This is a genomic window from Nocardia sp. NPDC056064, assembly GCF_042266925.1.
Classification (GTDB): domain Bacteria; phylum Actinomycetota; class Actinomycetes; order Mycobacteriales; family Mycobacteriaceae; genus Nocardia.
In genome coordinates, this window is sequence record NZ_JBHJWO010000001.1 from 4,516,305 (window position 1) to 4,541,153 (window position 24,849).

Genomic DNA, 24,849 nt, shown 5'->3' on the forward strand with positions numbered 1-24,849 from the left:
TATTTGAAGTTGACGTCAGCGTCAACTATCGGCGGAGGGTGGCGATCCAGTCACGGGTGGCCGCGGGGTCGATCACGTCGTCGAGTTCGAAGCCGGTCGCGGCGGTGAGTGCCTTGCCCTGCTGATAGGCCAGGGTGAGCAGCTGCTCGAAGAGCGTCTCGCGCTCGGCCGGATCGGCCACCGCCTCGAGCTCCTTGCGGAAGCCCAGCCGCACCGCGCCCTCCAGGCCCATCGGGCCGATCTCGCCGGTCGGCCAGGCGACGGTGAAGTCCGGCGCGCGCAGATGCCCGGCGGCCATGGCCATCGCGCCGAGCCCGTAGCCCTTGCGCAGGATCACCGTGCCGAAGGGCACGTCGAGCTGGGCGCCGAGGACGAACAGCTTGCTGAACCGGCGCACGGTGGCGGTGCGCTCGGCCTCGGGCCCGACCATGAAACCCGGGGTGTCGCACAGGGAGACGACCGGCAGCCCGAACGACTGGCACAGCGTGAGGAAATCGCCCATCTTGTCGGCGGCCTCGGCATCGATCGCGCCGCCCAGATGATGACTGGAGTTGGCGACCAGCCCGAACGCCGCGCCGCGCACCCGGATCAGCGCGGTGACGATCCCGACGCCGTAGTCGGCGCGCAGTTCCAGTACCGAGCCCACATCGGCGATCGCCTCGATCGCGCGGTGGATGTCGTAGGCGCGCAAGCGGTTCTCCGGTACCACGTGCCGGGCCAGACGTGGGTCCGGCTCCTCGTACTCGTCCACCGCGCCCTGGAAATAGCCGAGGTACTGCCTGGCCAGTGCCACCGCGTGCGCCTCGTCGCGCGCGGCCAGGTCCACCACACCGTTGCGCCGCTGCACCTCGATCGGGCCGATGTCCTCCGGGCGGTACACGCCCAGCCCGCCGCCCTCGATCATGGCGGGCCCGCCCATGCCGAGATTGGCGTCGGGCGTCGCGATGATCACGTCGCAGGTGCCCGCCAGCGCGGCATTGCCCGCGAAACAGCGTCCCGACACGATCGCGACCAGCGGTACCCGCCCGCGCAACGCGCCCAGCGCGCGGAAGGTGGGCACCTCCAGGCCCATGCCGGTCCAGTCGGTGTCGCCCGGCCTGCCACCGCCGCCTTCGGCGAACAGCACCACCGGAATCCGTTTGCGCGCGGCCAGGTCGAAGGCGCGGTCGGTCTTGGCGTGATTGTTCTTGCCCTGGGTGCCCGCGAGCACGGAGTAGTCGTAGGAGATCACCACGGCTTCGGCGGCCGGGCCGAAGCGGTCGGCGCCGATGGTGGCCAGGCCGGTGACCAGGCCGTCGGCCGGGGTGTTGGCGATGAGGTCGTCCTCGGCGCGCCTGCTGCGCTGGGCGGCGATGGTGAGCGCGCCGTATTCGACGAAGCTGCCGTCGTCGACCAGGTCGGCGATGTTCTCGCGCGCGGTGCGGCGGCCGAGGCGGTGTCGTTTGGCGACGGCCTCGGGCCGGGATTCGTCGAGGGTCACCCGGTGCCGGGCCAGGATCTCCTCGACATCGGCGCGCGGCCTGCCGGGATCGAGGTCGGCGCTGGCGTCGCCGGTGTCGTCGGCGCCGGTGTGGGCGATGATCACCAGCGGGTCGCCGGGGGAGACCACCTGACCCGGCGTGACCAGCGTCCGCACGGTCCGCGCGGCCACCGGCGCGGCCAGCACGTGCTGCATCTTCATCGCCTCCAGCACCACCAGTTGCGCCCCGGCGCCGACCTCCACGTCCTCCCCGACGACCTCGACCACGGTGCCCGCGAGCTGGGCGCGCACGGCCTCCTGCCCCGGATACAGCTCCACGGCCGCACCGGTGACCTCGGGCCGGTCGGTCCCGGCGAGCAGTGCGGGCAGGTGTTCGGCGAGGTAGCCGGTGGTGACGGTGCCGGAGCGGAAGGTGCTGTCGGCGAGGATTTTCCGCAGCAGCCCGATATTCGTGCCGAGCCCGGTGACGGTGAACTCCGCCAGCGCGGTCTCGGCCTTGCGCGCCGCGGCGGCGAAGGACCGGCCGCGGGTGCGGGTGATCACCTTGGCCAGCAGCGAGTCGTAGCGCGGGCTCGGGGTGAGGCCGGGGCGGCCGAAGGTGTCCACGCGCACGCCGGGGCCGGTGGGCGGGGCGAATGCGGCGAGGGTGCCCGCGGTGGGCACGGTGGAACCGTCGGCGGCCGGTGCTTCCATGTTCACCCTGGTCTGGATGGCGATGCCGTCGGCCGCGGCGGGTTCGCCGGTGGTGGCGCCGGCCTCGGCGCGGACGCCGGGCGGCAGATCCAGGTCGTCGAGGCGGGCGCCCTGGGCGAGCGCGAGCTGCGCGGCGACGAGATCGATCCCGGTCACCTCCTCGGTGACGGTGTGTTCCACCTGGATACGCGGATTCACCTCGAGGAACACGAATTCGCCGCCGGAGACCAGGAATTCGACCGTGGCCAGTCCCCGGTAGTCCACACTCGCGCACAGCCGGGCCGCCGCGGCGTGCAGCTCCCGGCGCAGCCCCGGTGAAAGGTCTTGGGCCGGAGCGATTTCGATCAGCTTCTGCTGACGGCGCTGCACACTGCAATCCCGGTCACCCACCGCGAGCGCCACCCCGTCGGCCGCCACGATCTGCACCTCGATGTGCCGGGCGTGCTCGAACAGGGCCTCCGCGAAGACGGCCGGATCGCCGAAACCGAGCTGGGCCTCCGCGGCGCACTGCCGGAAAGCGTCGTCGAGTTCGTCTGCCGCGCGCACCATCCGCATCCCGCGCCCGCCGCCCCCGGCGAGCGCCTTGATCATGACGCCGCCGGGCTGCGCGGCGAAGAACGCGCGGATCTCGGCGAGCTCGCTGGGTCCGTCGGTGGCGGGCAGCACCGCCACCTGTGCGGCGACCGCCGCGCGCCGGGCCGCGGATTTGTCGCCGAACAGGTCCAGCGCCGCCGGATCGGGCCCGGCGAAGACGAGTCCCACGGCCGCGCAGGCGCGCGCGAAGGCGGCGTTCTCGCTGAGGAAGCCGTAGCCCGGGTGGACCAGGTGCGCGCCGGATTCCTTGGCGGCGGCCAGGATCGCGTCCTGATCGAGGTAGGCGGCGGCGCCGGTGCCGGGCAGGGCGAACGCCTCGTCGGCCAGGTGGACGTGCGGGGTGAGCGCGTCGTCCTCGGCGTACACCGCGACGGTGCCGAGCCCGAGTTCGGTGGCGGTGCGCAGCACGCGCAGGGCGATCTCACCACGATTGGCGATCAGCACTTTCACGGGATTCCTCGACGACTCAGCCCCCGGTGTGGTCACGATCACAGTGTCATCGGACTTGACGTGGGTGTCAACTATCGAGCCGACCAGCACGATTACGCCCCGACGCCCCACCTGGCGTACGCTGCACCAGCACTACATCGAGGCCCTGTGGCGCAGTTGGTTAGCGCGCCGCCCTGTCACGGCGGAGGTCGCGGGTTCGAGTCCCGTCAGGGTCGCCACGAAAGGCCCCCACACCATGCCGGTGTGGGGGCCTTTCGCGTCCTTCAGTTCCGGTGATCGATGCTGGTGATGCGGTAGCGGCCGGGGGCGACCTCGGTGGTACGCATCGTCTGGTTGATCTTCTCGATGGCGGTGTCACCGGGCCACTGCTGCTGCACGGTGACGTTCCACACCGACGGATCGGTGGTGTCGGCGCGGGTGATGTGGATGCAGTACTTCACCCCGGCCGGGAAGGTGGCGATGCCCGCCGCCAGCGCGGCCTCGTCGCCGACATGGGCGTTGTCGGTGACGTAGGCGCGGGCCTTGGCGGCGTCACGGTCGACGTAGTAGCTGTATTCGAAACCCAGGATCGCGCCCTGGGGGGTCGCGGTGTCGCCACGGTCGGCGCTGATGGTGATCGAGGAACTGCGGAAGGACTCGCAGCCGTCCACGGCATGTGGTGGTGCCGGGGCGACCACGGTCTCCTCGGCGGCCGTGGTCACCGGAACACCCGCCAGCGCGGCCTGTTTCGCGGAGTCGGCCTTGTCGGAGGGGCCGAGGAAGATATTGGCGGCCAGGCCGAGCGCGACCACGAACACCAGCGCGCCGACCACGCCCTTGATCACCGCCGCGGCCTTCGCGCGCCCGTGCGGATCGTCGTAGCGTTCGTCGTCGAAGGACTTGCGCGGCCGCCGGGTGACGGTGCCGCCCCCGCCGAAGTCCTTGAGCCGCGGCAGCACCGGCATCTCGACGTGGTCGCCGCTCTGTTCGGTGGCGGTGGTGGTGGCCCAGTCGTTCCAGTCCACGTCGTCGTGGCGCGCCGGTGCCTCGGGGACGGGGGTGTCGTCGTGCCAGTCGTTCCAGTCGCCGGTGAACCCGTCGTCGTCGGCGTCGGTGCGGTACACCGGCTCGACGTGGACGGGCGTGGCGACCGGCCGGTCGTCGAACGGCTCCGGGTCCGGCGGCGGCCAGGTCTCCGGGGTGGTGCCGATCGTCTGCGGCTCGGCCTCGCGCCGCCGCCTGCGCCGTCGCTTGCCCTGCGGGCGGCGGCGGGCGGGCGGTGGCGCGTCCGGTGAGGTGAAGTACGCGCCGAACGGGTTGTCCACGCACGCCTCCTAGGCCGGGGCCGGGACGACTCCCGGCTGGCCGTGCTTGGGCGCGGCGGGCCGTTCGCTCTCCTGATCCTGCTGGGGACGGGCGGCGGGCGGGATCACCCCGCCCTGCACCGGCTGCTGGGTGGGCGCCTGGTTGTTGCCCGGCGACTGGAACGGCACCTCGGTCTTGGGTGCCTGGTAGGACGGCTCCGGTGTGGTCGGCGTGACCGTCGACGGAGTGTCGGGCTTGCTGGGGGTGCTCGGCGCGGCGGTGGCCGGCTTGTCGCTGGTCCCGCCGAGTCCGCCGAACAGCGTGCTGGAATTGCCGCCGTTGCCCGACGGGGTCGTGGGTGTGGTCGGCGTGGTGCCCGCCGGGGCGGTCGCGGTGTCGCCACCGGTGACGCCCGCGGCCAGCGTGTCGATGCCGGTGGTGGCCAGTTCGGTGCCCGAGTCGATGCCGTACATGGCGACCTCGGCGATCTTGTCGATCAGGTGCGTGCCGAACTCCACGCCCGCGTCGATCGCCGCGGTCCCCAGCGACACCCCGCCGCTGATCAGCGCCTTCTGCAAGGCGATCTGGGCATCGGTGGCGGGGTCGCCGGTGGACTCGGTGTCGTCGTCGAAGCTGTAGTCACCGGTCGAGGTGCCGCCGGTGCCGAGCACGTAGACGCCGGGGGCGACCTCGGTGGCGCCGGGCGGGACCGTCACCCCGTTGGTGCCGCCGAGATCGCTGGTGAGCTCTTCGGTGTCGCGGGTGTACTGGTCCATGTCGGTGCTGGCGGTGCCGACCACCCCGACCGCCTCGGTGATGGCCTCCTCGGCGAGTTCGACGATGGCGTCGAGGTTGTTGCTGTTCACCGCCGGTGCGGCGGCCTTGGCCTTGGCGCGGAAGTCGGCGATGATCGCGTCGACCTTGGCGGCCGCGGTGGCCTGGGTCGAATGTGCCTGTCCGAGCAGGGTGCTCAGCCGCTGGCCGCGGTCGGCGGCCGCGGAGACCTCCGTCGCGGTCTGGCGCAGTGCCGGGGTGGCCGGGGCCGCGGTGTCGGTGGACTCGAGCGCGTAGAGGCCGAGGCGGTGCGGGTCCTCGGTGGCGGTGGTCGCGTTCGAGGCCGAGGTCAGTGCCGAGACCACCGACGGATCGGGGTCGGCGGAGGTGTTGGTGCCCAGCGATTTCCGCAGTTCCAGCAGCGGCACCTCGAGCAGGGCGATCACCGGCGCGAGCTTGGCCTCGGCCTCGGCGGGGGTGATCGTGCTCAGGGTGTTCTCGGTGACCAGCGATTTCGTGCGCATCACGCCACCTCGCTCGCGACGGCGTCGAGGTCGCCCGCCAGTCCGGTGTCGATGCCGACGACCGCGCTGCCGAAGCGATCCAGGATGCCCTGGTAGGTGCTGACCAGATTGCCCGCGGTGCTCAGGGTCGCGGCGTGATCACCCGCCGCCTTGCTCCAGGCGGCCGCGAATTCGCGCCCGAGCACGCCTAATCCGGATAGATCGACCCCCGCCGCGGTGGTGGTGTCGGTTGCCGCTGTGCCGAGTAGTTCGGAAACCCGGGCTGCCGCACGCTGATAGGCGTCGAGCGCTGCCGGGTCGAAAGACATTTCTGCCACGAGGTCTTCCCCTTCACGATCGCGGGTGCTCCCAGGAAAAGCGTAACCAGGTCGCGGCCGTTGTGGGCGGGGTCGGGCCGAGTAGGGTCGCGCAAGTCATGGGAGTCCTGCTGATCACGCTGCTCGGGTTCGCCGTCCTCGACGCGCTCGACGTGCTGCTGGTGGCCATCACCACCGCCGTGGTCGCCGACGCGAGACTGACCCGTCGCTCGCCGGTGGTCGGGGTGCTCAGTTTCATCGGCGGGGTCTTCGCCGTCTCCTTCGCCTTCGGTCTGTGCACCGTGCTCGGCCTCGATTTCCTGGTCCGCTGGCTGGACTTCGAGCTCACCCCGACGCTGCGGTACTGGGGTGAACTGCTGATCGGCCTGGGGCTGATCGGGGTGGCGGCGCTGCCGGTGACCGCGACCGCGCGCACGGGCGGTCGCTGGGTGCGGCCGGTGCGCGAGCGGCCGTGGCTGATGGGTGTGGTCGGCTTCACCCTCGGGCTGGCCAAGGTGCCCACCTCGGTGCCGTACCTGGCGGCGCTGGCGCTGCTGGCCGCGCAGCGTCCACTGCCGCTGGGCTGGCCGGTGATCGTGGCGGCGTACTGCCTGGTCGCGCTGGTGCTGCCGCTGATCGTGCTGGCGCTGGCCCTGCGCCGGACTCCGCGGGCGCGGCGGGTGTACCGCCTGCTCGTGCGGGGGATCACCCGCTTCGGGCCGCCGGTGGTGCGGGTGCTTTTCGTGGTGTTCGGTGTCGCGCTGGTGGTGGACGCGCTGGTCCACGCCGGGCGGCTGTGGTGAGGGCCCGGCCCGGCCGATCGGTTTCCTGTCAGGTCGATCGAGTACCGTCATAACGAATCGATGACATGCCGCGGCGCCCGGTTACCCGGGTCGCCGGGCGTTACCAGGTGAGCAGGGAGGGCGACCCTTGAGGGTTACCGTTGTTGTGCCGACCTACGACGAGCGGGAAAATCTGCCGGTGGCGGTGGAGCGGCTGACGGCGCTGCCGGTCCCCGATCTGCACGTGCTGGTGGTGGACGACAACTCACCCGACGGCACCGGCGAGGTGGCCGACAAGCTGGCCGCCGACCTGCCGAACGTGGTGAGCGTGCTGCACCGCACCGAGAAGGACGGCCTCGGCCGCGCCTACATCGCGGGCATCACCCAGGCCCTCGCCGACGGCGCCGACGTGGTGATCCAGATGGACGCCGACCTCTCGCACCCCGCCGAGGTGATCCCGGCCATGCTCGACAAGCTGAGCTCGCCGGATGTCGGCGTGGTTCTGGGCTCGCGCTACGTGCCCGGCGGCTCGACCGCCGAGGAGTGGAAGTGGTACCGCAAGGCCCTCTCGGCCTGGGCCAATTTCTACGTCAACCTGATCCTGCGCCTGGGCGTCAAGGACGCCACCGCGGGCTTCAAGGCGTGGAAGGCCGACACCCTGCGCGCCATCGACGTGGCCTCGATCCGCAGCAACGGCTACTCGTTCCAGGTCGAGATGAACTACCGCGCGATCAAGAAGGGGTACACGATCGCCGAGGTGCCGATCCGGTTCGAGGAGCGCACCGTGGGTGCCTCGAAGATGAGTTTCAAGGTGCAGATCGAGTCGGCGCTGATGCCGTGGAAGCTGCTGTTCGGCCGCTCGGTCTGAGCGTTCGCACGAAAGGGCCCCGCCGGATCGGCGGGGCCCTTCGTCGTGTCCGGGGTCAGCGGGCGGCGATGCCGCGGCGCACGCCTTCCAGCGCGACCACGATCACCGGCACCAGCACCACGTGCATGACCGACAGCGCGACGGTGGAGGCGGTGTCGAAGTCCGCGGCGACCGTCAGGCCGATGGTCGCGACGGCCAGCACCGAGCCGACGACCTCGGCGACCCGCAGCACGCCGGTCCACAGGTAGGACACCAGCACCGCGGCGGTCAGGCCGATCAGCAGCGGCACGGCCGACATGATCACCACCCCGCCCGGTGCGACATCGCTGACCGTGTCCCCGTCGGTGACGACGAACGATCCGCCCGCGGCGGCGCCGATGCCCCAGACGATCAGATTCAGCACGACCGCGGCGACCACGCCACCCAGCACGGCGACGGGCCGGTTCAGGGCGGGCAGGGTGCGGTCGGCGGTGGCGGCGATGGTGGTCATGATGTTCTCCCTCATTCGGTGGTGAGACGAGCATCCAACCTGAACAATGGTTTAGGTCAAGCGTTGTACGCGAATTCGATTCCGGGAAAACGGAAAACGCTGGTGAGGGACCTGCGCCGGACAACTACGACAGGAGATCGTAGCATGGCGGGGTGCCCGCACCCCCGGATCCGGCCGCGCACCTGCGCGGTGCCGCGGTCGGTGCTGCCGCCGGTGCGGTCGCGATCCTGGCCCACGGACTCGGCGGCGCGGGTGCCGCGCCCAGCGGTGCGGCGATCACCCTGCTGCTGGCCGCCTGCGCCCTGATCGGTGTCGTCGCCGCGGCGCTGCCCCGCGCCACCGGACCGGCCGCGACCATGGCCCTGCTGACCGGCGGCCAGGCCGTCGGCCACACCGCCCTGTCCCTCGGGCACACCCACCACCACGACCTCACCGCGGCCATGCTGCTCGCGCACGGCATCGCGGTCCCGGTCTGCGCCCTCGCCATCCGCGCCGCCGAAGCCGGTGCCCGCCGCGCGATCACCAGCGTCCGCCGCCTGATCGTCATCCTCACCGGCTTCCTCGCCACCCCGACCGCGCCATCGCGCTCACCCCGCGCCGACGACCGCGCGATCCTCCACCGGCTTCTCCGGCATCCCGGCATCGGCCTGCGCGCCCCGCCGCGCGTCCCCGGTATCGCGCGTCACCTCACCCCGGCTTAGCGCCCCGCCTGTCCGGCTTCGGGCGCTCAACCCGCATCGGCACCGGTCGTCTTCCCGGCGACCGATTTCCCGTGTCGACCGGTCCGGGGTCCACTCACCCACGATCGGAGATCTTCCGTGTCCGCGTTCCCGCGTACCCCGCGCATCGCCCGCCGCCTCGGCGCCACGACCGCCCTGTCCGTCCTCGCTGTCTTCGCCACCGCCTGCACCGGTACCGACGCCGCGCCGTCGTCCGCCCAGAGCGACAGGGTCACCCTGAGCGACCAGTGGATCAAGGCCGCCGACTCCGGCATGTCCGCCGCCTTCGGCGATCTCACCAACACCGGCGACGAACCGGTGACCCTCGTCGCCGCCACCAGCCCCGCCTCGGCCCGGGTGGAGATCCACGAGGTGGTCCCCGACAGCACCGGCGCGAAGACCATGCGCCCCAAGGAAGGCGGCATCACCATCCCCGCCCACGGCGCGGTGACCCTGCGCCCCGGCGCCGAGCACCTCATGTTCATGGACCTGCTGCAACCCCTGCGCACCGGCGCGGAGACCTCGCTCACGCTCACCTTCGCCGACGGCTCCACCTCCGTGGTCACCGCCCAGATCCGCGATTTCGCCGGCGGCAACGAGCATTACGTGCCGGGCGCCGAGAACCCCGCCCACGGTGGCTGATCCGAAGCCGGGCCTGTCCCGCCGGCGTCTGCTCGGCGGGGGAGCGGCGGCGGTGGGTGTGGTCGGCGCGGCGGGAATCGGCTGGGGCGCGGCCGGTCTCCCGCGTGCCGAGCCGGAGCGCGACCCGGCCGCTGACGTCGTCGAGTTCTACGGCCCGCACCAGGCCGGTATCGCGACCCCGCCGCCGGGCCACGTCACCTTCGCGGGCTTCGACCTCGCGCCGGAGGTCACCCGCGACGACATCATCGGCCTGCTCCGGATCTGGACCGACGACGCCCACCGCCTCACCCGGGGCGGCCCGGCCCTGGCCGACACCGAACCGGAACTGGCGGCCAGACCGGCCCGCCTGACCATCACCGTCGGCTTCGGCCCCGGCCTGTTCACCGCCGCGGGTGTCGAGGACCGCAGGCCGCCCTGGTTACGCCCGCTCCCGGCCTTCCCGATCGACCGTCTCGACCCCGCCTACACCGGCGCCGACCTGGTCCTCCAGATCTGCGCCGACGAGGCGACCACCGTCGCCCACGCGACGCGCGTGCTGTCCAAGCACGTGCGCTCGCTGGTGCGGACGCGCTGGGTGCAGCGCGGTTTCCGGGACGCCCCACCCGGGCAGACCCCGCGCAACCTGATGGGCCAGCTCGACGGCACCGTCGGCATCGCCCCGGCCGATTTCGACCGGCTGATCTGGGACGACGGCGCGACCACACCCTGGCTGTCCGGCGGCACGAGCCTGGTCCTGCGGCGCATCGCCATGGACCTCGACACCTGGGACGAACTCGACGCCGACGGCCGCGAACTCACCGTCGGCCGCCGGGTGTCCGACGGCGCCCCGCTCACCGGTACCGCCGAGCACGACGAGCCGGACCTGACCGCGGTCGACCGCAACGGCATCCCGGTCATCCCACCGGGCTCCCACGTCGCCCGCGCCCGGCACACCCACGCCGGGGAACGGTTCCTGCGCCGCGGCTTCAACTACGACGAGCCCCCGGCACCCGGCCAGGTGTCGAATTCGGGCCTGCTGTTCGTCGCCTACCAGCGCGATATCGACACCCAGTTCCTGCCGGTCCAGCGACGACTGGCGGAATTCGACGCGCTCAACGAATGGACGACCCCCATCGGATCGGCGGTCTTCGCGATCCCCGCCGGTGTCCCCGGCCCAGGCCACTACTTGGGCCAGCAGTTGTTCGACAGTTGACCGCTGGGCGGCCGCGCATCGCCGTGCGGCCGCCCAGTCGTCGGCGATTCCGATGCGGCTACACAGCTGCCAGGCGTGCTCACCCAGTTGCGCGCGCCACCCGCGCGGCGCCGGTGCCGCCGCGCACCACAGATGTCAGTCGTGTGGCCAGTTCAGCAGCGTGTGTTCGTAGAGCCGACGCACGCCCTCGACCTCGTCGTCCATCTCCGCCGGGTCCCACTCCGACACATCGATCGGTGCCAGCACCGCCACATCCACGATTCCCGCGCGCGCGATCGGCGAATCCCGCCAGGCGATCTCACCGGCATTGCGGATCACCACCGGGATCACCGGGACGCCCGCCTGCACGGCGATGTGGAACGCGCCCTTCTTGAACGGCCCCACCCCGGGCGTGTACGAGCGGGTGCCCTCGGGCGCTACCGCGATGGACAGCCCCTCGCGCAGGGTCGAGACCACCGGGGCCAGTGCGGCTTTGGCGCGCTCGGTGTCGGAGCGGTCGATGAAGGTGACGCCGACGAACCGCATGAGCGGCCCGAACAGCGGATGCTTGGCCAGTTCCTTCTTGCCGACGCCGGTCACCGCCCCGTCGAGCACCTTGGGCACGATGATCACGTCGAACTGGCTCTGATGGTTGAACAGGAACACCGCGGGCCGTGGCGCGCGGGCGTGCTCGGCGCCCACCACCCGCAGCCGGACATCGATCGCGCGCAGGGTCGCCGTGGTGGCGTCGTGCAGCAGCGCGTCGGCCATGGCCCGGCGCCTGCGGGTGTAGGACTTGCGCAGCACTCCGGTCAGCGCGCCGCCGAGCAGCGCGGCGAAGCCCGCCACGGTGCGCAGGTAGTCGATCGGGCGCGGGGCGCGGCGCGCGCGGAAGGTGAGGCTCGCCCAGCCCGCGGCGGCCGCGTGCTCGGCCAGCGCCGGATCGGGGTCGACGGCGGTGGGGACGGCCGCCAGCTCGAGCAGGGGCAGGTCGGTCGCGCTGTCGGCGTAGACATAGCCCACCTCGGCGCCGAGCCCCGCGGCGAACTCGCGCACGGCACCGGCCTTCCCCGCACGCCACAGCGGCGGCCCGTCGAGATGGCCGGTCAGGACGCCGTCCTCGATGGCCGGTCGCGTGCACAGCACGTGTTCGATGCCGAGCCGCCCGGCCGCCGGGCCCACCTGATAGACCGTCAGCTCGCTGACCAGCACCACCGTGTGCCCGGCCAGCTGATGTTCGCGGACGAGCCGCCACGCCTCCGGGAACAGCCGCCCGTAGATCTCCTTCCGGAACGCGTCGCGGCCCAGCGCGACCAGTTCCTCCTCGGGCACCCCGGCCCAGGTCCGCTCGACGGCCTGCAGGAAGCGCCCGTAGTCGCCGTCCCCACCGCCGCGCCGGATACCGCCCAGCAGCGCGGCGCGCCGGGCGTCACCACGCCGCACCACCCGGCTGACCAGCCCCCGGCGCGGCATCCCGTCGACCACGGTCCCCCCGAAATCGAACGCGGCGATCACCTGCGCGCCCTGCGGACCCGACCGGATCGCGGCCACCGCCGCCTCGAGCGTGCTCATCACAGGGCCGTCCGGTTCGACGGGTCCAGGGTGGCCGCCCGCGCGATCCGCTCACCGAGATCACGCAGCTGCTGGGCGAATTCCGCGCGCCGCTGGATCAATTCGGCGGCGGCGTCGCCGGTGGCGGGGGCGATCAGTTTGTGGTTCTCCGCGAGTTTCCATGCGCTGGTGAACAATTCCGACGACACCGATTCCGCACTGTGCAGCCGCTGCTGCAAAAGCATCTGCTTACCCACGGCCACGCACTCGTCGATGAATTCCTTGCGATCGATCACCGCGTCCGCGGGTCGTGCCACGAGCCTTTCGGCCACTACCAATTGCGCGTCGAAGAACGAGCGCAGCACGCGATGCGCCATCACGAAGCCGGAATCGGTGAGGGCGTTGAGGAATTGGCGGTCGAGGCGGTCGTCGGGGGTGTGCTCGTCCCATTCCGGGACGATCAGCCGTACCTCGGCGATGATCTGGTCGGCGAATTCCTGGCGTTCCGGGAAGAAGAACTCGAACTTGAGCAGATCGCGCAGCGCGAAGGCCGCCTTCCACGCCGAGCGCAGCGGATCGTCGCCGGGCGCCTCCACCGCGGTGAGCGCCGCCAGTTCGAGAATGGCGCGATTGACGAACCAGTGCACCGCGCTGTTGCGGTAGAACGCCGCCTCGAGATGCGCGCCCGGCTCGATCGCGTAGACCGCTTCCAGCCCACCGCGATACACCGTCACCACCCCGGCCAGGGCCAGCTGTTCGAGCACCACCCGCAGCCCCTGCTCGTCGCGCAGGGCGGTCAGTTCGCCGCTGGGCAGGCCGCGCGCGTCGATGTACCCGAGGACCGGATCGAGTACGGTGCGTACCTCGCCGAGGGTCAGCGCGCGCTCGTGCACACCGAGCAGGGCGAGGGTGACCAGCGCGTTCACCGTGATCGGCGTGACCTCGTTGATGCCGACCGCGATATCGAAGGCCAAGCGCTGCACCGCTTTACGTTCCACCTCCGCCAGCGCCGACTCGTCGGGACGGCTGGTGGCCCCGGAGGCGGTGTCGCGCAGCGGGATGGTCACCGGGCGCTGATCCAGGGGATCGCCGTGGGTGGTGAGCCCTTCGCGCGCCGAGATCGGTTCGCCGAAGCGCACATACACCCGGCCCGCCGAATGCTGTTGACTGCGCACATATCTGGCCAGCCAGCCGATGCCCTCGGCCTTCTTGGTGCCGCCGGACTGCTCGCTGGCGATCGCGCCCAGCTCGTTGAGCCGCTCGTAGGTGATCGACACCGGCACCAGCATCACGTCCTCCACCCGGCGCGAACGCACCGCGGCGGCAAGATAATTGAGCAGCCCGTAGCGGGGCGGCCGGAGCTTGCCGGTGCGGGTGCGCCCACCCTCGAAGTACCACTCCATATTGAAGCGCTTGGCCAGCAGATAGGCGAAGTACTCCTCGACGACAGCCTTGTACACCTCGTCGTCGCCGAAACTGCGGCGGATGAACACCGTGCCGGTGCGCCGGGCGATCGGGCCCATCGGCCAGAAGCTCAGATTCGCACCGCCGATCACGTGATTGGGCGGAAAGTCGTTGCGGGCCAGCACGTCACCGAGGACGAACGCGTCCACATAGGAGCGATGCGAGGGCAGGAACACCAGTGGGTACTTGCGGTTGAGGGTGCGCAGCGCGTCCAGGCCGCCCAGATCGGTGTCGACCTTCCAGGTCGAGGCGTGCACCGGCCGCATGGCCTGGGTGAACAGGTCCGAGACCAGCCTGCTCTGCGCGGCCACCAGTTCGCGCAGCGCCTTCTCCGCGCCGCGATACACCTGGTCGGGTTCGGAGCCGATCTCCTCGGCGATGTAGTCGAGTTTGCGCTGGAATTCGGGGGAGTCCAGGATCTCCTCGGCCACCAGCTGGGGCACCTTGTACCGATCGCCGATGACGGTGCGTTCGGCGCGTTCGAGCGCGACCACCGCCGCGCGCACCACCGCGCGGGCGAACGGGTCGGCCGTCCCGGCGCGCAACAGCGCGGCCGCCTCCGGGTTGTTGGCGCGCAGCTCGCTGAGCCGCGCGGGCGCGCCGACCAGCACCCGGTGCCGGTCGGGTTCGGTGCGCAGCAGCCTGCGCTGGACCAGCCGGTTGGGCTTGCGCGGGTTGGTCAGCAGGGCCAGGTCGGCGAAGGTGACGCGGCGGACGCCGTCGCGCTCGGGTGGCAGCCACAGCACCCGCACCGGCACCACGAGCGGATCGTCGTGCCTGCCGACGAGGCGTTTGGTGATGGCCTTGGCGTCCATGTCGAGTTGGGTCACCGGCGCCGTGGCGCCGATCTCGGCACCGAGGCCGCCCTCGGCGATCCAGGTGCCGATCACTTCGCGTTCCACGCCCGAGGCCGCGTCGACCAGGGCGACCACCGAGTCCGCGGACGATCCTGAACGTCGGCCACGCCGCCCACCGTTGTCGATCATCCCTCCATTCAAGCCGCAGTTCGGCCTCGGCGCACCGAACTTGGACCACAGCGCGTTGCGCGGTGAGGGAGTGGTGAAGAATACCCATTTTGGAGCTGGCTAACCCGCGAGGTAATGCTAACCTAACTCGGCAAAGTTAGGTCAGCATTACCTTGGAGGATCGTTGTCGTCGACGGAGCAGCCCATCCGGGTGGAGTATGTGACCGATCCAGCGGCAGCGATGTCCCGGCTGGCCGCGGCTGACCGATTCGGTGAGTACGTGATGTACGAGCAGCCAGGGGAGTGGGTCTTCGCGGCCGACCCGCTGGGCGGGGTCGAACTCGACGCCGGGGAACTGCGCGTGCACTGGAACGGGGAGACCACCGCGCGCGCGTGGACCGGCAGCCCCGCCGGAGTCGTCGACGCCGCCCTCGCCGAACTCCCGCTCGACGGTCGCCACGCCTACGGCTGGATCGGCTTCGAATTCTGCGCCTACGCCCTGTCCGCGACCGACCACCTCAACCAGCGCACGCCCCTGGTCAACCTGATGATTCCGCGCATCGAGGTGCGCATCGACGCCGCCGGTGTGCGCATCAGCGGCGCCACCCCCACCGAGGCCTGCGACATCCATGATCTGATCGCCGAGTCGCAGGGCACCGAGCTGCCCGAGTCCACCCCCGTCGACGTGCGGCTCGACCCCACCGGCTACCAGGAGCGGGTCGCCACCGCGGTCGCCGAAATCCGTTCCGGCAGCTATCAGAAGGTGATTCTGTCGCGCAAGGTCGAGCTGCCTTTCGCGGTCGACGTGCCCGCCACCTACCGGCTCGGCCGCGCCAACAACACCCCCGCCCGCTCGTTCCTGCTGCGCCTGGGCGGGCTGGAGGCGGCCGGTTTCAGTCCCGAGCTGGTGGCCTCCGTCGACGACGATCGCGTGGTCACCACCGAACCGCTGGCGGGCACCCGCGCCTTCGGGCTCGGCGCCGAAGCCGATGGCGCCGCGCGCGCCGATCTGCTGGCCGACCCGAAAGAGATCGTCGAGCACGCCATCTCGGTGCAGACCTCCTTCGCCGAGATCACCGCGGTGTCCGTGCCCGGCACGCCCGCCGTCTCCGATTTCATGGCGGTGCGCGAACGCGGCAGCGTCCAGCATCTGGCCTCCACCGTCCGTGGCACCCTGGCTCCCGACCGCACCAGCTGGGACGCGCTCGAGGTCCTGTTCCCCTCGGTCACCGCCTCCGGCATCCCCAAGCGGGCCGGGGTCGACTCGGTCTTCCGCAACGACCACGAACCCCGCGGCCTGTATTCCGGTGCGGTGGTTCGCATCTCGCCCACCGGCGCCCTCGAGGCCACCCTGGTCCTGCGTGCCGTCTACCAGACCGGCGAGGGCGCGTGGCTGCGCGCCGGTGCCGGGGTGGTGGGCCAGTCCCGCCCCGAACGCGAATTCGAGGAGACCTGCGAGAAGCTCGGCAGCGTGGCTCCCTACGTGGTCAAGGCCTGAAACCAACCGGCGAGAACGGCGGCTCATCCCTTCCCTGGCGAGCCGCCGTTCGTCTTTCGCGGGGACCGATGAGTTTCCGGCGCCCGTCCCGTCGGTACGGACATGACCACACACCAGCTCGACGTTCCCGGCGCCACGCTCACCTACGACGTCCACGGCCCGCTTCCGGCCGCCGACGGGCGCCCGCCGCTGCTCATGGTGGGGCTGCCGATGGAAGCCGGTGGCTTCACGGCGCTCGCCGCGTACTTCCCCGACCGCACGGTGGTCACCTATGACCCGCGCGGGCTCGGCCGCAGTGTTCGCACCGACGGGCAGGTCGACAATGTCCCCGCCGTCCACGCCGAGGACGTGCACGCCGTCATCGACGCGCTCGGCGCGGGCCCGGTCCAGGTCTTCGCCAGCAGCGGCGGCGCCATCGTCGCGCTCGCGCTCGTCACCGCCCACCCCGACGACGTGACCACCCTGGTCGCCCACGAACCCCCGCTGCTCACCGCCCTCCCGGACGCCGCGGCCGCCGAACGCGCGGCCGAGGGCTATCGCGACGCCTACGCGGCCAAGGGCTTCGGCGCGGGCATGGCCGCCTTCATCGCCATGACCTCCTGGCAGGGCGAATACACCGACGCCTACTTCGCCGCCCCCACCCCCGACCCCGCGATGTTCGGCCTCCCCACCGAAGACGACGGCACCCGCGAGGACCCCCTGCTCTCCGAGCGCTCCCGCCCCGTCCTCGCCTACGTCCTCGACATCCCCACCCTCACCACCGCCCCCACCCGTATCGTCCTGGGCTACGGCGAAGAGTCGACAGGCACCGTCACCCACCGCACCACCACCGCGATCGCCGAACAGCTCGGCCACCAGCCGGTCCTGTTCCCCAGCCACCACGGCGGCTTCACCGGCCCCGAATCCGGCTACCCCGGCCAGCCCGAACCCTTCGCCCACACCCTCCGACCCCTCCTCGACGGAAACAACTGACCCCCACCTGTGATCGACCGCACGGTGGGTTCGCGGTTTCCGCCCGGCTGAGCCGCAAGGGCTACGACGTGGCGCGTAGGGCCTTCTTGTCGATCTTGCCGACGGCGGTGAGCGGGAGGGCGTCGGCCTGGCGGACGAGGTCGGGGAGTTTGTAGGTGGCCAGGCCGCGGTCGGTGAGGAAGGTCTTGAGTTCGACCAGGGTGGGGAGGTCGCCGGTGACGACCAGGACCACGCAGACCTTTTCGCCGAGGGTCGCGTCGGGCAGGCCGACGGCGGCGGCGTGACGGACGGCGGGGTGGGCGAGCAGGTGCTCCTCGAGTTCGTCGCAGGAGATGTTCTCGCCGCCGCGGTTGATCACGTCCTTGATCCGGCCGCTGACCACCAGGTGCCCGCTGGGCAGCTGACGCACCAGGTCGCCGCTGCGGTAGAAGCCGTCGGGAGTGAAGGCGCGCGCATTGTGTTCGGGCGCACGGTAATACCCGCGCAACGTGTAGGGGCCGCGGGTGAGCAGCTCGCCTTCCTCGCCGGGCGCCACATCGTTGCCCTCGGCGTCGACGACGCGCAGTTCGTCGGCGGGGGACAGTGGGCGGCCCTGGGTGGTGCACACCAGTTCGGTGGAGTCGTCGAGGCGGGTGAAGTTGAGCAGCCCCTCGGCCATCCCGAACACCTGCTGCAGCGTGCAGCGCAGCGCGGGCTCCACGTCGCGGGCATTGACCTCGGCCAGCCGCGCGCCACCCACCTGGAGCAAGCGCAGCGAACTCAGGTCGGCCTCTTCCCATTCCACCGCCGCGCTCCACAGCTGTGCCAGCGGCGGCACCACGGCGGTGACGCTCACCCGGTGCTGTTCGATCGCGGCGAAGGCCGATTCGGGGCTCGGGTCGAGGGTGAAGGCGATCGCGCCGCCGGTGGCCACGGTGCCCAGGATGCCGGGGCAGGCCAGCGGGAAGTTGTGGGCGGCGGGCAGGGTCGCGAGGTAGACGTCCTCGGCGGTCAGGCCGCACACCTCGGCGCTGGCGGTCGCGTTGTAGACGTAGTCGTCGTGGGTGCGCGCGATCAGCTTGGGCAGACCGGTGGTGCCACCGGAGACCAGCATCACCGCGATCTCGGACGGATCGACCACAGGCAGCGAATCACCTTCGCGGGGAACCGAATCCAGCGCGGTGAAAGCGCCGGGATCACCCGCGACGAGCACATGGCGCAGGCTCGGCACGGCCGCGCGCACGGTCTCGGCCAGCTCGCGATAGTCGAAATCGCCGAGCCGGTCCGGGATCAGGTAGGCCACGGCGCCCGAGAGCGCGGTGAGGTGCTCGATCTCGGCGCGGCGGTGCGCGGGCAGGGTGAGCACGGGGACGATGCCCGCCCGCAGCAGCCCGAACAGCACGGTCGCGAACTCGGGGATGTTCGGCAGCTGCACGATGACGCGGTCGCCGGGCGCGATGCCGAGGGCGAGCAGGCCGTGCGCCATCCGGTCGGCGGCGGCGTCGAGCTCGGCGTAGGTCAGCGGGGTGTCGCCCAGTACGGCCGGGCGCGCGGGGTTCGCCTCGGCGGAGTCGCGCAGCAGGTCACCGAGGGTGCGGCCGGACCAGTAACCGGCAGTCCGGTACTCCTGGGCGGCGTCCGCCGGGAACGGGACATAGCCCTCGCGGAGGTCTGCCGCGGCCGATGTCGACGTCATGTACTGCCCTCACTTGCGTCCGTCGTAGGTTAGGCAACCCTATATCATCGAGCGTAGAGCGCCGCCGTGCAGGAGTCGATACCGTGATCCTCGCGCGAACTGCGCTCCGGCTCTTGCCGATTCGCGCTTTTGCCTGGTGTAACTAGAATTCCGCGGGTGAGCAAGTGGACTACCGCGAACATGCCCGACCAGACCGGCCGCACGATCATCGTCACCGGTGCCAACAGCGGGCTCGGTGCCGCCACCGCCCGGGCACTGAGCGCGGCGGGTGCGCGGGTGATCCTGGCCTGCCGCAATACGGCCAAGGCCGAGCAGGTCGCGGCGGGCATGCCCGGTGACACCGAGGTCCGCGCGCTCGACCTGGCGAACCTGAACTCCGTGCGCGCCTTCGCCGACTCGATCGAGCGCGCCGACGTGCTCATCAACAACGCCGGCGTGATGGCACTGCCGCTGCAACGCACCTCCGACGGCTTCGAGATGCAGTTCGGCACCAACTACCTGGGCCATTTCGCGCTCACCAACCTGCTGCTCGACCGCATCACCGACCGCGTGGTGACGGTGTCGAGCAATGCCCACCGCATCGGCAGGATCAACCTCGACGACCCGAACTGGGAGCAGCGCCGCTACGACCGCTGGCTCGCCTACGGCCAGTCCAAGCTGGCCGACCTGAGCTTCGCCTACGAACTGCAGCGCCGCCTCGCGGGCGAGGGCTCGGCGGTGGTCTCGGTGGCCGCGCACCCCGGCTACGCCGCGACCGAGCTCATGTCACACACCGAGTCCATCCAGGAATGGTTCATGTGGCTGGGCAACCGGACGCTGGCCCAGAGCGCCGAGCAGGGCGCGCTGCCCACGCTGTTCGCCGCCACCGCCGATATCGAGCCGGGCGCGTTCTACGGTCCCGACGGGCTGCTCGAGCTGCGGGGTTACCCGAAGCGGGTGTCGAGCTCGGCCGCCTCGCGCGACCAGCGGCTGGCCGGTGCGCTGTGGGAGCTGTCGGAGAAGCTCTGCGGCCTGCTGTGACCGGGCTCACCTGACGCGATGTCACACGGCGCGGTCCCGCTCCGTCGTCTCTGTGAACCCCACGGACACGACGAAGGAGTCAACATGGAACCGCGCTTCGATCTCTACGGCAACAAGGTCACCGCCAGCTTCGTCAAGCGAATGAGCATGGCGGCCAAGGTGATCGACGATTCGCCGCTGCCCGCGGTGACCCACGAGCTGGTGAAGATCCGGGCCTCGCAGATCAACGGCTGCAGCTTCTGCGTCGACATGCACACCAAGGACGCCGCCCACGCCGGGGAGACCTCGGTGCGGCTGCACCTGGTCGCCGCCTGGCACGAGGCCGACGTGTTCACCGAGGCCGAGCGGGCGGCGCTGGCGCTGACCGAGGAGACCACCCGCGTCGCCGACGGCGGCAAGGTCACCGACGAGACCTGGCAGCAGGTGCGCAAGCACTACGACGACGATCAGATCGCGGCCCTCATCGCCGCGATCGCGATGATCAATGCCTGGAACCGGCTCAATGCCGTCGCCCACACCCCGGCAGGTCACTACGTGCCCGGTCAGCTGGGCTGAACCCAACTCGCGCAGTCACTTTCCCCTCCTCGGTCACCGGCGCCGAAGGCCCGCGTCGCGTCGTGACCGAGGAGAGCCACGCGGTCTCCGGGAGTGTGATCGTCCACACTCCCGGAGACCGTGTCCAGGACTGCGCCGATTCGCCGGTGGTAGAGTCCCTGACATGCAGCGCGCATATTTCTGGTTTAGCGACCCGGCCCTGGGTGGGCCGGTCTGCGACCCTGCGCGCTGACTTCCTCCGCCCGAGCCGGACACCTGACCGGCTCGACGGGTGGCGAACTCCGTGGGTCGGCCTTCCAACGAAAAGGACCCACGATTCCCATGACAACGGCAGTTGATGTCGATTCGCGCCACTCCGACCTGGACGATCAGCGCACCCTCAGCGTGAGCCCGCTGCGTTCACCCGCTGAGGTGCGCCTGGTCCACCCCATCACCGACGAGCTCGCCGACACCGTGCGCGCGGGCCGCAAGGCCACCGTCGACGTGCTCAACGGCGACGACGACCGCCTGATGGTGATCGTCGGCCCGTGCTCGGTGCACGACCCGGCCGCCGCGCTGGACTACGCCCGCAAGCTGGCCGCCAAGGCCGAAGAGCTCAGCGACCGGCTGCACGTGGTGATGCGCGTCTACTTCGAGAAGCCGCGCACCACGCTGGGCTGGAAGGGCCTGATCAACGACCCGCACCTGGACGGCTCGTTCGACGTGAACACCGGTCTGGGCATCGGCCGCAAGGTCCTCGTCGACATCACCGCCCTCGGCCTGCCGGTGGCGTGTGAGTTCCTCGACCCGATCACCCCGCAGTACATCGCGGACCTGGTCTCCTACGGCGCGATCGGTGCCCGCACCGCCGCCAGCCAGGTGCACCGCCAGCTGTCCTCGGCGCTGTCGATGCCGGTCGGCATCAAGAACGGCACCGACGGTGACGTGCAGGTCGCGGTCGACGGCGTGCGCGCCGCCGCGGCCAGCCACGTCTTCCCCGGCACCGACCTCGACGGCCGCTCCGCGCTGATCCGCACCTCGGGCAACCCCGACTGCCACGTCATCCTGCGCGGCGGCAGCAACGGCACCAACTTCGACGCGGCCTCCTGCGCCGAGGCCAAGCTGCGCCTGGAGAAGTCCTCGCTGCCCCAGCGCCTGGTCGTCGACGCCAGCCACGGCAACTCCAACAAGGACCACAACCGCCAGGTAGACGTGGTCACCGACATCGCCGACCGCCTGGCCGCCGGCGAACAGGGCGTCGTCGGCCTGATGCTGGAGTCCTTCCTCGTCGCGGGCCGCCAGGACCTCACCCTCGGCCGCTCCGACGACCTCACCTACGGCCAGTCCATCACCGACGCCTGCATCGACTGGACCACCACCGCCACCCAACTCGACCGCCTCGCCGCCGCGGTCGATGCCCGCCGCAAGGCCTGAACCGCCGCCGAGTGGCCCCGGAAAACACCGGGGCCACAACGATCGTCATGTCGAGGCCATAACCCCGGCGGTGTCCGAGATCCTGCGTCCCTGAATGTGCAATACTTTGAGGCAAATCCTCGATTAAATGCGAAGTATTGCATCATGTGGAGTGAGGGGTCTTGTTATGCCCAGGCAGCGGATAGGACTTCATCCCGCGGCGGCCGATGCGGTCCAGGTCCTCGGTCAGCAGGTGCGGCAGGCGCGGATCGCCAAAGGGTGGACCGCGGCCCAGCTCGCCGCTGCCGCTGGAGTATCCGCGCGTACCGTCAGCTCGATCGAAACCGGATCGCCCGCGGTATCGATCGGAAACGTGCTGAACGTCGCGGTGATCTCCGGAGTCGCGTTGTACGGCGTCACCGACCAGGCCGAACTGACCCGAATGCGGCTGCGCGGCGAGGAACGCCTCGCCCTGCTGCCCGCGAGAGTTCGCTCGGCCGGAACGAAGGGTGACGACGATGGCCTCGACTTCTGACGATGTGTACGTCTGGACGTGGACGGCCGATGCGGTGGAGCCCATCCCCGCAGGCCGACTGCGCCGTCGTCCCGACGGGTTGTGGTTCGAATACGGTCGGCGATACCTGGAGCGGCCGGAGGCGGTGAGCTTGTCGCCCACGCTGCCCCTCGACGTCGCGGCGTACCCACCGACCGAGGATCTCGGGATGCCCGGCGCGCTTCGTGACGGCGCACCCGATGCCTGGGGTCGACGAGTCCTGCTCAATGCGCTCACCGGTGAACGGGGGCATCAGGCCGATGTCACCCGACTGGACGAACAGACCTACCTGCTTCGATCGGGATCGAACCGATTCGGTGCGAACGACTTCCAATCCAGTTCCTCTCGATACGCTGGGCGAGAGGACACCGCATCGCTCGACGATCTGCACCGCGCCGCGCAGGTTGTCGAAGCCGGAGAAAGTCTGCCACCCGCCTTGGCCGAAGCTCTCGTCGATGGAACAACGATGGGCGGCGCCCGGCCCAAAGCTCTGATCAAGAGCGATTCGCGCGAGTATCTCGCGAAGTTCTCTACATCGTCGGATCCTTTTCCGGTCGTTCCTGCCGAGGCGGCTGCCCTCTCGCTGGCGCGCCGCGCTGGAATCACAGTGCCCGATTTCGAGGTTGTTTCCTCACTCGGACGACGAGTCCTGTTGGTCGAACGCTTCGATCGACCAGGTGGTGGTCGGCGCGCTCGCGTTGTGTCGGGGTTGACGCTGTCCGGCCTCGGCGAGATGACCGCGCGCTATGGCACCTACCCGATGCTGCTCGCGAGCTTGCGTGAACACGGCACCGACGCAGGCGCCGACCTCTACGCGCGTATCGCGTTCAACATGGCGATCTCGAATACGGATGACCACCTCAGGAACCACGCCGCGTTCTGGGACGGGCGCACGTTGACCCTGACGCCGGCGTACGACCTCTCTCCGATACCCCGCAGCGGTGAAACCGCCTTCCAGGCGCTGGCCTACGGCCTCGACGGCGAGCGGGAGAGTCGGCTCGCGGCTCTGGTCGATTGCGCACACGTCTATGGACTCACCCGCGCGCGTGGCCTCGGGATCGTGGACGGGATCGTCCACAGCATCCGGCAAGGGTGGGCGGATGCTGCCGACGAGGCGCAGCTGACTCAGGCAGAACGGGCCGCGTTGTGGGGTCGGCAGTTCCTGAACCCCGGTGCGCTTCACTGACTGTCGTGATCGCCGGGGATGGGGAGGGGCTGGACGACGTCCCAGTGTTCGACGATCAGGTTGTTCTCCAGTCGCCAGATGTCCACGACGGCAACGGGGTTCGGGGTGTTGTGGGGTGTCATCCGGTAGTGCAGGGCGACGAGGTCGGCTTCGGCGATGACGCGGTGGAGGGTCAGGTCGGCGGCCGCGACGGGGGAGGTGCGGATGAAGTCGATGAAAGCGTCTCGGCCGCTGGGGTTTCCGGGGCTGTGTTCGATGAAGCCCGCGTGCAGGAGGGTGCGCAGGACTTCGATGTCGCCTGCGGCGAAGCGGTGGAAGGCGTCGACTACCAGGTCCTTGTTCGTTGTCATGGGGTGACTGTCGCCGGTGCGCGGTGGGTGTGTCGATTACCCGCCGGGTAGTGGCTGCCGGGGGCGGGGCGGCGCAGACTCGGGGGATGACCCGGGAACGATCGGTCGGTGAACTACTGCGGGAGTGGCGCGGGCGCAGGGGGTTGAGTCAGCTGGATCTGGCCATCGCGGCGGAGGTGTCGGCGCGGCATCTCAGTTTCGTCGAGACCGGGCGGACCGTGCCGAGCAGCGCGATGGTGCTGCATCTGGCCGATCGGCTCGATGTGCCGGTCGGTGAGCGCAACCGGCTGCTGGTGGCGGCCGGGCACGCGCCGGTCTTCCGTGCGCGACCGCTGGACCGGCCGGATCTGGCGCGGGCGCGCGAGACCGTGCAGCAGGTGCTGCTGGCCCACGAACCGTATCCCGCGCTCGCGGTGGACCGGCGATGGAACCTCGTGCTGGCCAACAGCGCGGTGGAGGTCTTCCTGGAGGGTGCGGCCCCGGAGCTGACGCGTCCGCCGATCAATATGATGCGGCTGGGTCTGCACCCCGACGGGCTCGCGCGCCGCCTTCGCAATCTGGACGAAGTGCGTGCGTACCTGCTGCCCAGGCTCGCCCACCAAGCCGCCCGCAGTGGTGATCCTCGGCTGCACGCGTTGCACGAGGAACTGGTCGCCTACGGGCCCACGCCCGAGCCGGGGACACCGGACCCCGCCGAGGTCGCGCTGGTCATCCGGCTCGCGTTCCGAGGGGCCGAGCTCAGCTTCGTCAATACCGTCACCACGCTCGGCGCGGCCTTCGAGGTGGCGCTGGAGGAGGTCGCGATCGAGGCGTATCTCCCCGCCGATCTCGCGACCCGGCGATTCTTCCGGCCGGGGCACCGAGGTGACGAGTAGGACATCGGCGCAGCAGGGGAGACTGG

At 70.6% G+C, this 24,849-nt stretch carries 22 protein-coding genes and 1 tRNA gene; 14 read left to right on the forward strand and 9 right to left on the reverse strand.

Annotated elements, in window-relative coordinates; genetic code table 11:
* Positions 1 to 25: 25 nt before the first annotated feature.
* Positions 26 to 3,217, reverse strand: coding sequence for a carboxyl transferase domain-containing protein (locus ACFC06_RS21100; RefSeq protein WP_375933707.1), 3,192 nt, complete (start codon positions 3,215 to 3,217; stop codon positions 26 to 28).
* 141 nt (positions 3,218 to 3,358) lie between these two features.
* On the opposite strand from ACFC06_RS21100, the gene ACFC06_RS21105 reads away from it, so the two are divergent.
* Positions 3,359 to 3,435: transfer RNA gene (locus ACFC06_RS21105), tRNA-Asp, on the forward strand.
* Positions 3,436 to 3,480: 45 nt separating this feature from the next.
* On the opposite strand, the gene ACFC06_RS21110 is transcribed toward ACFC06_RS21105, so the two are convergent.
* Genes ACFC06_RS21110 through ACFC06_RS21120 form a run of 3 tightly spaced genes read right to left on the reverse strand, consistent with a single transcriptional unit; the run spans position 3,481 to position 6,116 of the window.
* Positions 3,481 to 4,521: a hypothetical protein gene (locus tag ACFC06_RS21110; RefSeq protein ID WP_375933710.1), complete on the reverse strand. Its 1,041-nt coding sequence runs from the start codon at positions 4,519 to 4,521 to the stop codon at positions 3,481 to 3,483.
* A 9-nt stretch (positions 4,522 to 4,530) separates the two neighbouring features.
* Positions 4,531 to 5,799: a hypothetical protein gene (locus tag ACFC06_RS21115; RefSeq protein WP_375933713.1), complete on the reverse strand. Its 1,269-nt coding sequence runs from the start codon at positions 5,797 to 5,799 to the stop codon at positions 4,531 to 4,533.
* Entirely contained in the window at positions 5,799 to 6,116 is a 318-nt protein-coding gene (locus ACFC06_RS21120; RefSeq protein ID WP_375933716.1) for a hypothetical protein, read from the reverse strand. The genes ACFC06_RS21115 and ACFC06_RS21120 overlap by 1 nt, the downstream gene beginning before the upstream one ends.
* 98 nt (positions 6,117 to 6,214) lie before the next feature.
* On the opposite strand from ACFC06_RS21120, the gene ACFC06_RS21125 reads away from it, so the two are divergent.
* Entirely contained in the window at positions 6,215 to 6,898 is a 684-nt protein-coding gene (locus ACFC06_RS21125) for a GAP family protein (protein ID WP_375933719.1), read from the forward strand.
* Positions 6,899 to 7,025: 127 nt separating this feature from the next.
* Positions 7,026 to 7,745: a polyprenol monophosphomannose synthase gene (locus ACFC06_RS21130; protein ID WP_375933721.1), complete on the forward strand. Its 720-nt coding sequence runs from the start codon at positions 7,026 to 7,028 to the stop codon at positions 7,743 to 7,745.
* A 55-nt stretch (positions 7,746 to 7,800) separates the two neighbouring features.
* Here ACFC06_RS21130 and ACFC06_RS21135 read toward each other — a convergent pair whose 3' ends face one another.
* Positions 7,801 to 8,235 (reverse strand): DUF6069 family protein, encoded by a 435-nt coding sequence (locus ACFC06_RS21135; RefSeq protein WP_375933724.1) that lies wholly within the window; start codon positions 8,233 to 8,235, stop codon positions 7,801 to 7,803.
* A 152-nt stretch (positions 8,236 to 8,387) separates the two neighbouring features.
* Here ACFC06_RS21135 and ACFC06_RS21140 point away from each other — a divergent pair, with 152 nt between their 5' ends.
* From ACFC06_RS21140 to ACFC06_RS21150, 3 genes are all read left to right on the forward strand, one after another.
* Entirely contained in the window at positions 8,388 to 8,936 is a 549-nt protein-coding gene (locus tag ACFC06_RS21140) for a hypothetical protein (RefSeq protein ID WP_375933727.1), read from the forward strand.
* A 117-nt stretch (positions 8,937 to 9,053) separates the two neighbouring features.
* Complete coding sequence (locus ACFC06_RS21145; RefSeq protein ID WP_375933730.1) at positions 9,054 to 9,596, forward strand: copper chaperone PCu(A)C; 543 nt, start codon at positions 9,054 to 9,056, stop codon at positions 9,594 to 9,596.
* Entirely contained in the window at positions 9,589 to 10,788 is a 1,200-nt protein-coding gene (locus ACFC06_RS21150) for a Dyp-type peroxidase (protein ID WP_375933733.1), read from the forward strand. Before ACFC06_RS21145 ends, ACFC06_RS21150 begins: the two co-directional genes overlap by 8 nt.
* 135 nt (positions 10,789 to 10,923) lie before the next feature.
* On the opposite strand, the gene ACFC06_RS21155 is transcribed toward ACFC06_RS21150, so the two are convergent.
* Both ACFC06_RS21155 and ACFC06_RS21160 read right to left on the reverse strand, forming a co-directional pair.
* Positions 10,924 to 12,339: a 1-acylglycerol-3-phosphate O-acyltransferase gene (locus ACFC06_RS21155; RefSeq protein WP_375933735.1), complete on the reverse strand. Its 1,416-nt coding sequence runs from the start codon at positions 12,337 to 12,339 to the stop codon at positions 10,924 to 10,926.
* Positions 12,339 to 14,768: a glycerol-3-phosphate 1-O-acyltransferase gene (locus ACFC06_RS21160; RefSeq protein ID WP_375933738.1), complete on the reverse strand. Its 2,430-nt coding sequence runs from the start codon at positions 14,766 to 14,768 to the stop codon at positions 12,339 to 12,341. Before ACFC06_RS21160 ends, ACFC06_RS21155 begins: the two co-directional genes overlap by 1 nt.
* 190 nt (positions 14,769 to 14,958) lie before the next feature.
* Here ACFC06_RS21160 and ACFC06_RS21165 point away from each other — a divergent pair, with 190 nt between their 5' ends.
* Both ACFC06_RS21165 and ACFC06_RS21170 read left to right on the forward strand, forming a co-directional pair.
* On the forward strand, positions 14,959 to 16,245 hold the full coding sequence (locus ACFC06_RS21165) for a salicylate synthase (RefSeq protein ID WP_375935677.1): 1,287 nt from the start codon (positions 14,959 to 14,961) through the stop codon (positions 16,243 to 16,245).
* A gap of 102 nt (positions 16,246 to 16,347) precedes the next feature.
* The gene (locus ACFC06_RS21170; protein WP_375933740.1) at positions 16,348 to 17,217 is read left to right on the forward strand and encodes an alpha/beta fold hydrolase; all 870 of its coding nucleotides are present in this window, start codon (positions 16,348 to 16,350) and stop codon (positions 17,215 to 17,217) included.
* A 61-nt stretch (positions 17,218 to 17,278) separates the two neighbouring features.
* On the opposite strand, the gene ACFC06_RS21175 is transcribed toward ACFC06_RS21170, so the two are convergent.
* The gene (locus tag ACFC06_RS21175) at positions 17,279 to 18,892 is read right to left on the reverse strand and encodes a (2,3-dihydroxybenzoyl)adenylate synthase (RefSeq protein WP_375933743.1); all 1,614 of its coding nucleotides are present in this window, start codon (positions 18,890 to 18,892) and stop codon (positions 17,279 to 17,281) included.
* Positions 18,893 to 19,048: 156 nt separating this feature from the next.
* Here ACFC06_RS21175 and ACFC06_RS21180 point away from each other — a divergent pair, with 156 nt between their 5' ends.
* The 5 genes from ACFC06_RS21180 to ACFC06_RS21200 all read left to right on the forward strand — a co-directional run bounded on the left by ACFC06_RS21180 (position 19,049) and on the right by ACFC06_RS21200 (position 23,598).
* The gene (locus ACFC06_RS21180; RefSeq protein WP_375933746.1) at positions 19,049 to 19,912 is read left to right on the forward strand and encodes an oxidoreductase; all 864 of its coding nucleotides are present in this window, start codon (positions 19,049 to 19,051) and stop codon (positions 19,910 to 19,912) included.
* An 84-nt stretch (positions 19,913 to 19,996) separates the two neighbouring features.
* Positions 19,997 to 20,467: a carboxymuconolactone decarboxylase family protein gene (locus tag ACFC06_RS21185; RefSeq protein WP_375933748.1), complete on the forward strand. Its 471-nt coding sequence runs from the start codon at positions 19,997 to 19,999 to the stop codon at positions 20,465 to 20,467.
* A 321-nt stretch (positions 20,468 to 20,788) separates the two neighbouring features.
* The gene (locus tag ACFC06_RS21190; RefSeq protein WP_375933751.1) at positions 20,789 to 21,880 is read left to right on the forward strand and encodes a 3-deoxy-7-phosphoheptulonate synthase; all 1,092 of its coding nucleotides are present in this window, start codon (positions 20,789 to 20,791) and stop codon (positions 21,878 to 21,880) included.
* A gap of 166 nt (positions 21,881 to 22,046) precedes the next feature.
* On the forward strand, positions 22,047 to 22,394 hold the full coding sequence (locus ACFC06_RS21195) for a helix-turn-helix domain-containing protein (RefSeq protein WP_375933754.1): 348 nt from the start codon (positions 22,047 to 22,049) through the stop codon (positions 22,392 to 22,394).
* Complete coding sequence (locus tag ACFC06_RS21200; RefSeq protein WP_375933757.1) at positions 22,378 to 23,598, forward strand: type II toxin-antitoxin system HipA family toxin; 1,221 nt, start codon at positions 22,378 to 22,380, stop codon at positions 23,596 to 23,598. Before ACFC06_RS21195 ends, ACFC06_RS21200 begins: the two co-directional genes overlap by 17 nt.
* Here ACFC06_RS21200 and ACFC06_RS21205 read toward each other — a convergent pair.
* A complete protein-coding gene (locus tag ACFC06_RS21205; RefSeq protein ID WP_375933760.1) occupies positions 23,592 to 23,948 on the reverse strand; it encodes a nuclear transport factor 2 family protein in 357 nt (118 codons plus the stop codon). The two genes, ACFC06_RS21200 and ACFC06_RS21205, sit on opposite strands and share 7 nt — an antisense overlap.
* An 86-nt stretch (positions 23,949 to 24,034) precedes the next feature.
* Between ACFC06_RS21205 and ACFC06_RS21210 the strand changes: the two genes are divergently transcribed.
* Complete coding sequence (locus ACFC06_RS21210; protein ID WP_375933763.1) at positions 24,035 to 24,823, forward strand: helix-turn-helix domain-containing protein; 789 nt, start codon at positions 24,035 to 24,037, stop codon at positions 24,821 to 24,823.
* The last annotated feature ends 26 nt before the right edge of the window (positions 24,824 to 24,849 follow it).

Excerpts from the sequence above, each read along its gene's own strand:
- ACFC06_RS21160 (WP_375933738.1), bottom strand. The coding sequence starts at position 14,768 with ATGATCGACAACGGTGGGCGGCGTGGCCGACGTTCAGGATCGTCCGCG.
- ACFC06_RS21170 (WP_375933740.1), top strand. The coding sequence starts at position 16,348 with ATGACCACACACCAGCTCGACGTTCCCGGCGCCACGCTCACCTACGAC.
- ACFC06_RS21200 (WP_375933757.1), top strand. The coding sequence starts at position 22,378 with ATGGCCTCGACTTCTGACGATGTGTACGTCTGGACGTGGACGGCCGAT.
- ACFC06_RS21190 (WP_375933751.1), top strand. The coding sequence starts at position 20,789 with ATGACAACGGCAGTTGATGTCGATTCGCGCCACTCCGACCTGGACGAT.
- ACFC06_RS21155 (WP_375933735.1), bottom strand. The coding sequence starts at position 12,339 with ATGAGCACGCTCGAGGCGGCGGTGGCCGCGATCCGGTCGGGTCCGCAG.
- ACFC06_RS21175 (WP_375933743.1), bottom strand. The coding sequence starts at position 18,892 with ATGACGTCGACATCGGCCGCGGCAGACCTCCGCGAGGGCTATGTCCCG.
- ACFC06_RS21135 (WP_375933724.1), bottom strand. The coding sequence starts at position 8,235 with ATGACCACCATCGCCGCCACCGCCGACCGCACCCTGCCCGCCCTGAAC.
- ACFC06_RS21210 (WP_375933763.1), top strand. The coding sequence starts at position 24,035 with ATGACCCGGGAACGATCGGTCGGTGAACTACTGCGGGAGTGGCGCGGG.
- ACFC06_RS21115 (WP_375933713.1), bottom strand. The coding sequence starts at position 5,799 with ATGCGCACGAAATCGCTGGTCACCGAGAACACCCTGAGCACGATCACC.
- ACFC06_RS21185 (WP_375933748.1), top strand. The coding sequence starts at position 19,997 with ATGGAACCGCGCTTCGATCTCTACGGCAACAAGGTCACCGCCAGCTTC.
- ACFC06_RS21195 (WP_375933754.1), top strand. The coding sequence starts at position 22,047 with ATGCCCAGGCAGCGGATAGGACTTCATCCCGCGGCGGCCGATGCGGTC.
- ACFC06_RS21125 (WP_375933719.1), top strand. The coding sequence starts at position 6,215 with ATGGGAGTCCTGCTGATCACGCTGCTCGGGTTCGCCGTCCTCGACGCG.
- ACFC06_RS21205 (WP_375933760.1), bottom strand. The coding sequence starts at position 23,948 with ATGACAACGAACAAGGACCTGGTAGTCGACGCCTTCCACCGCTTCGCC.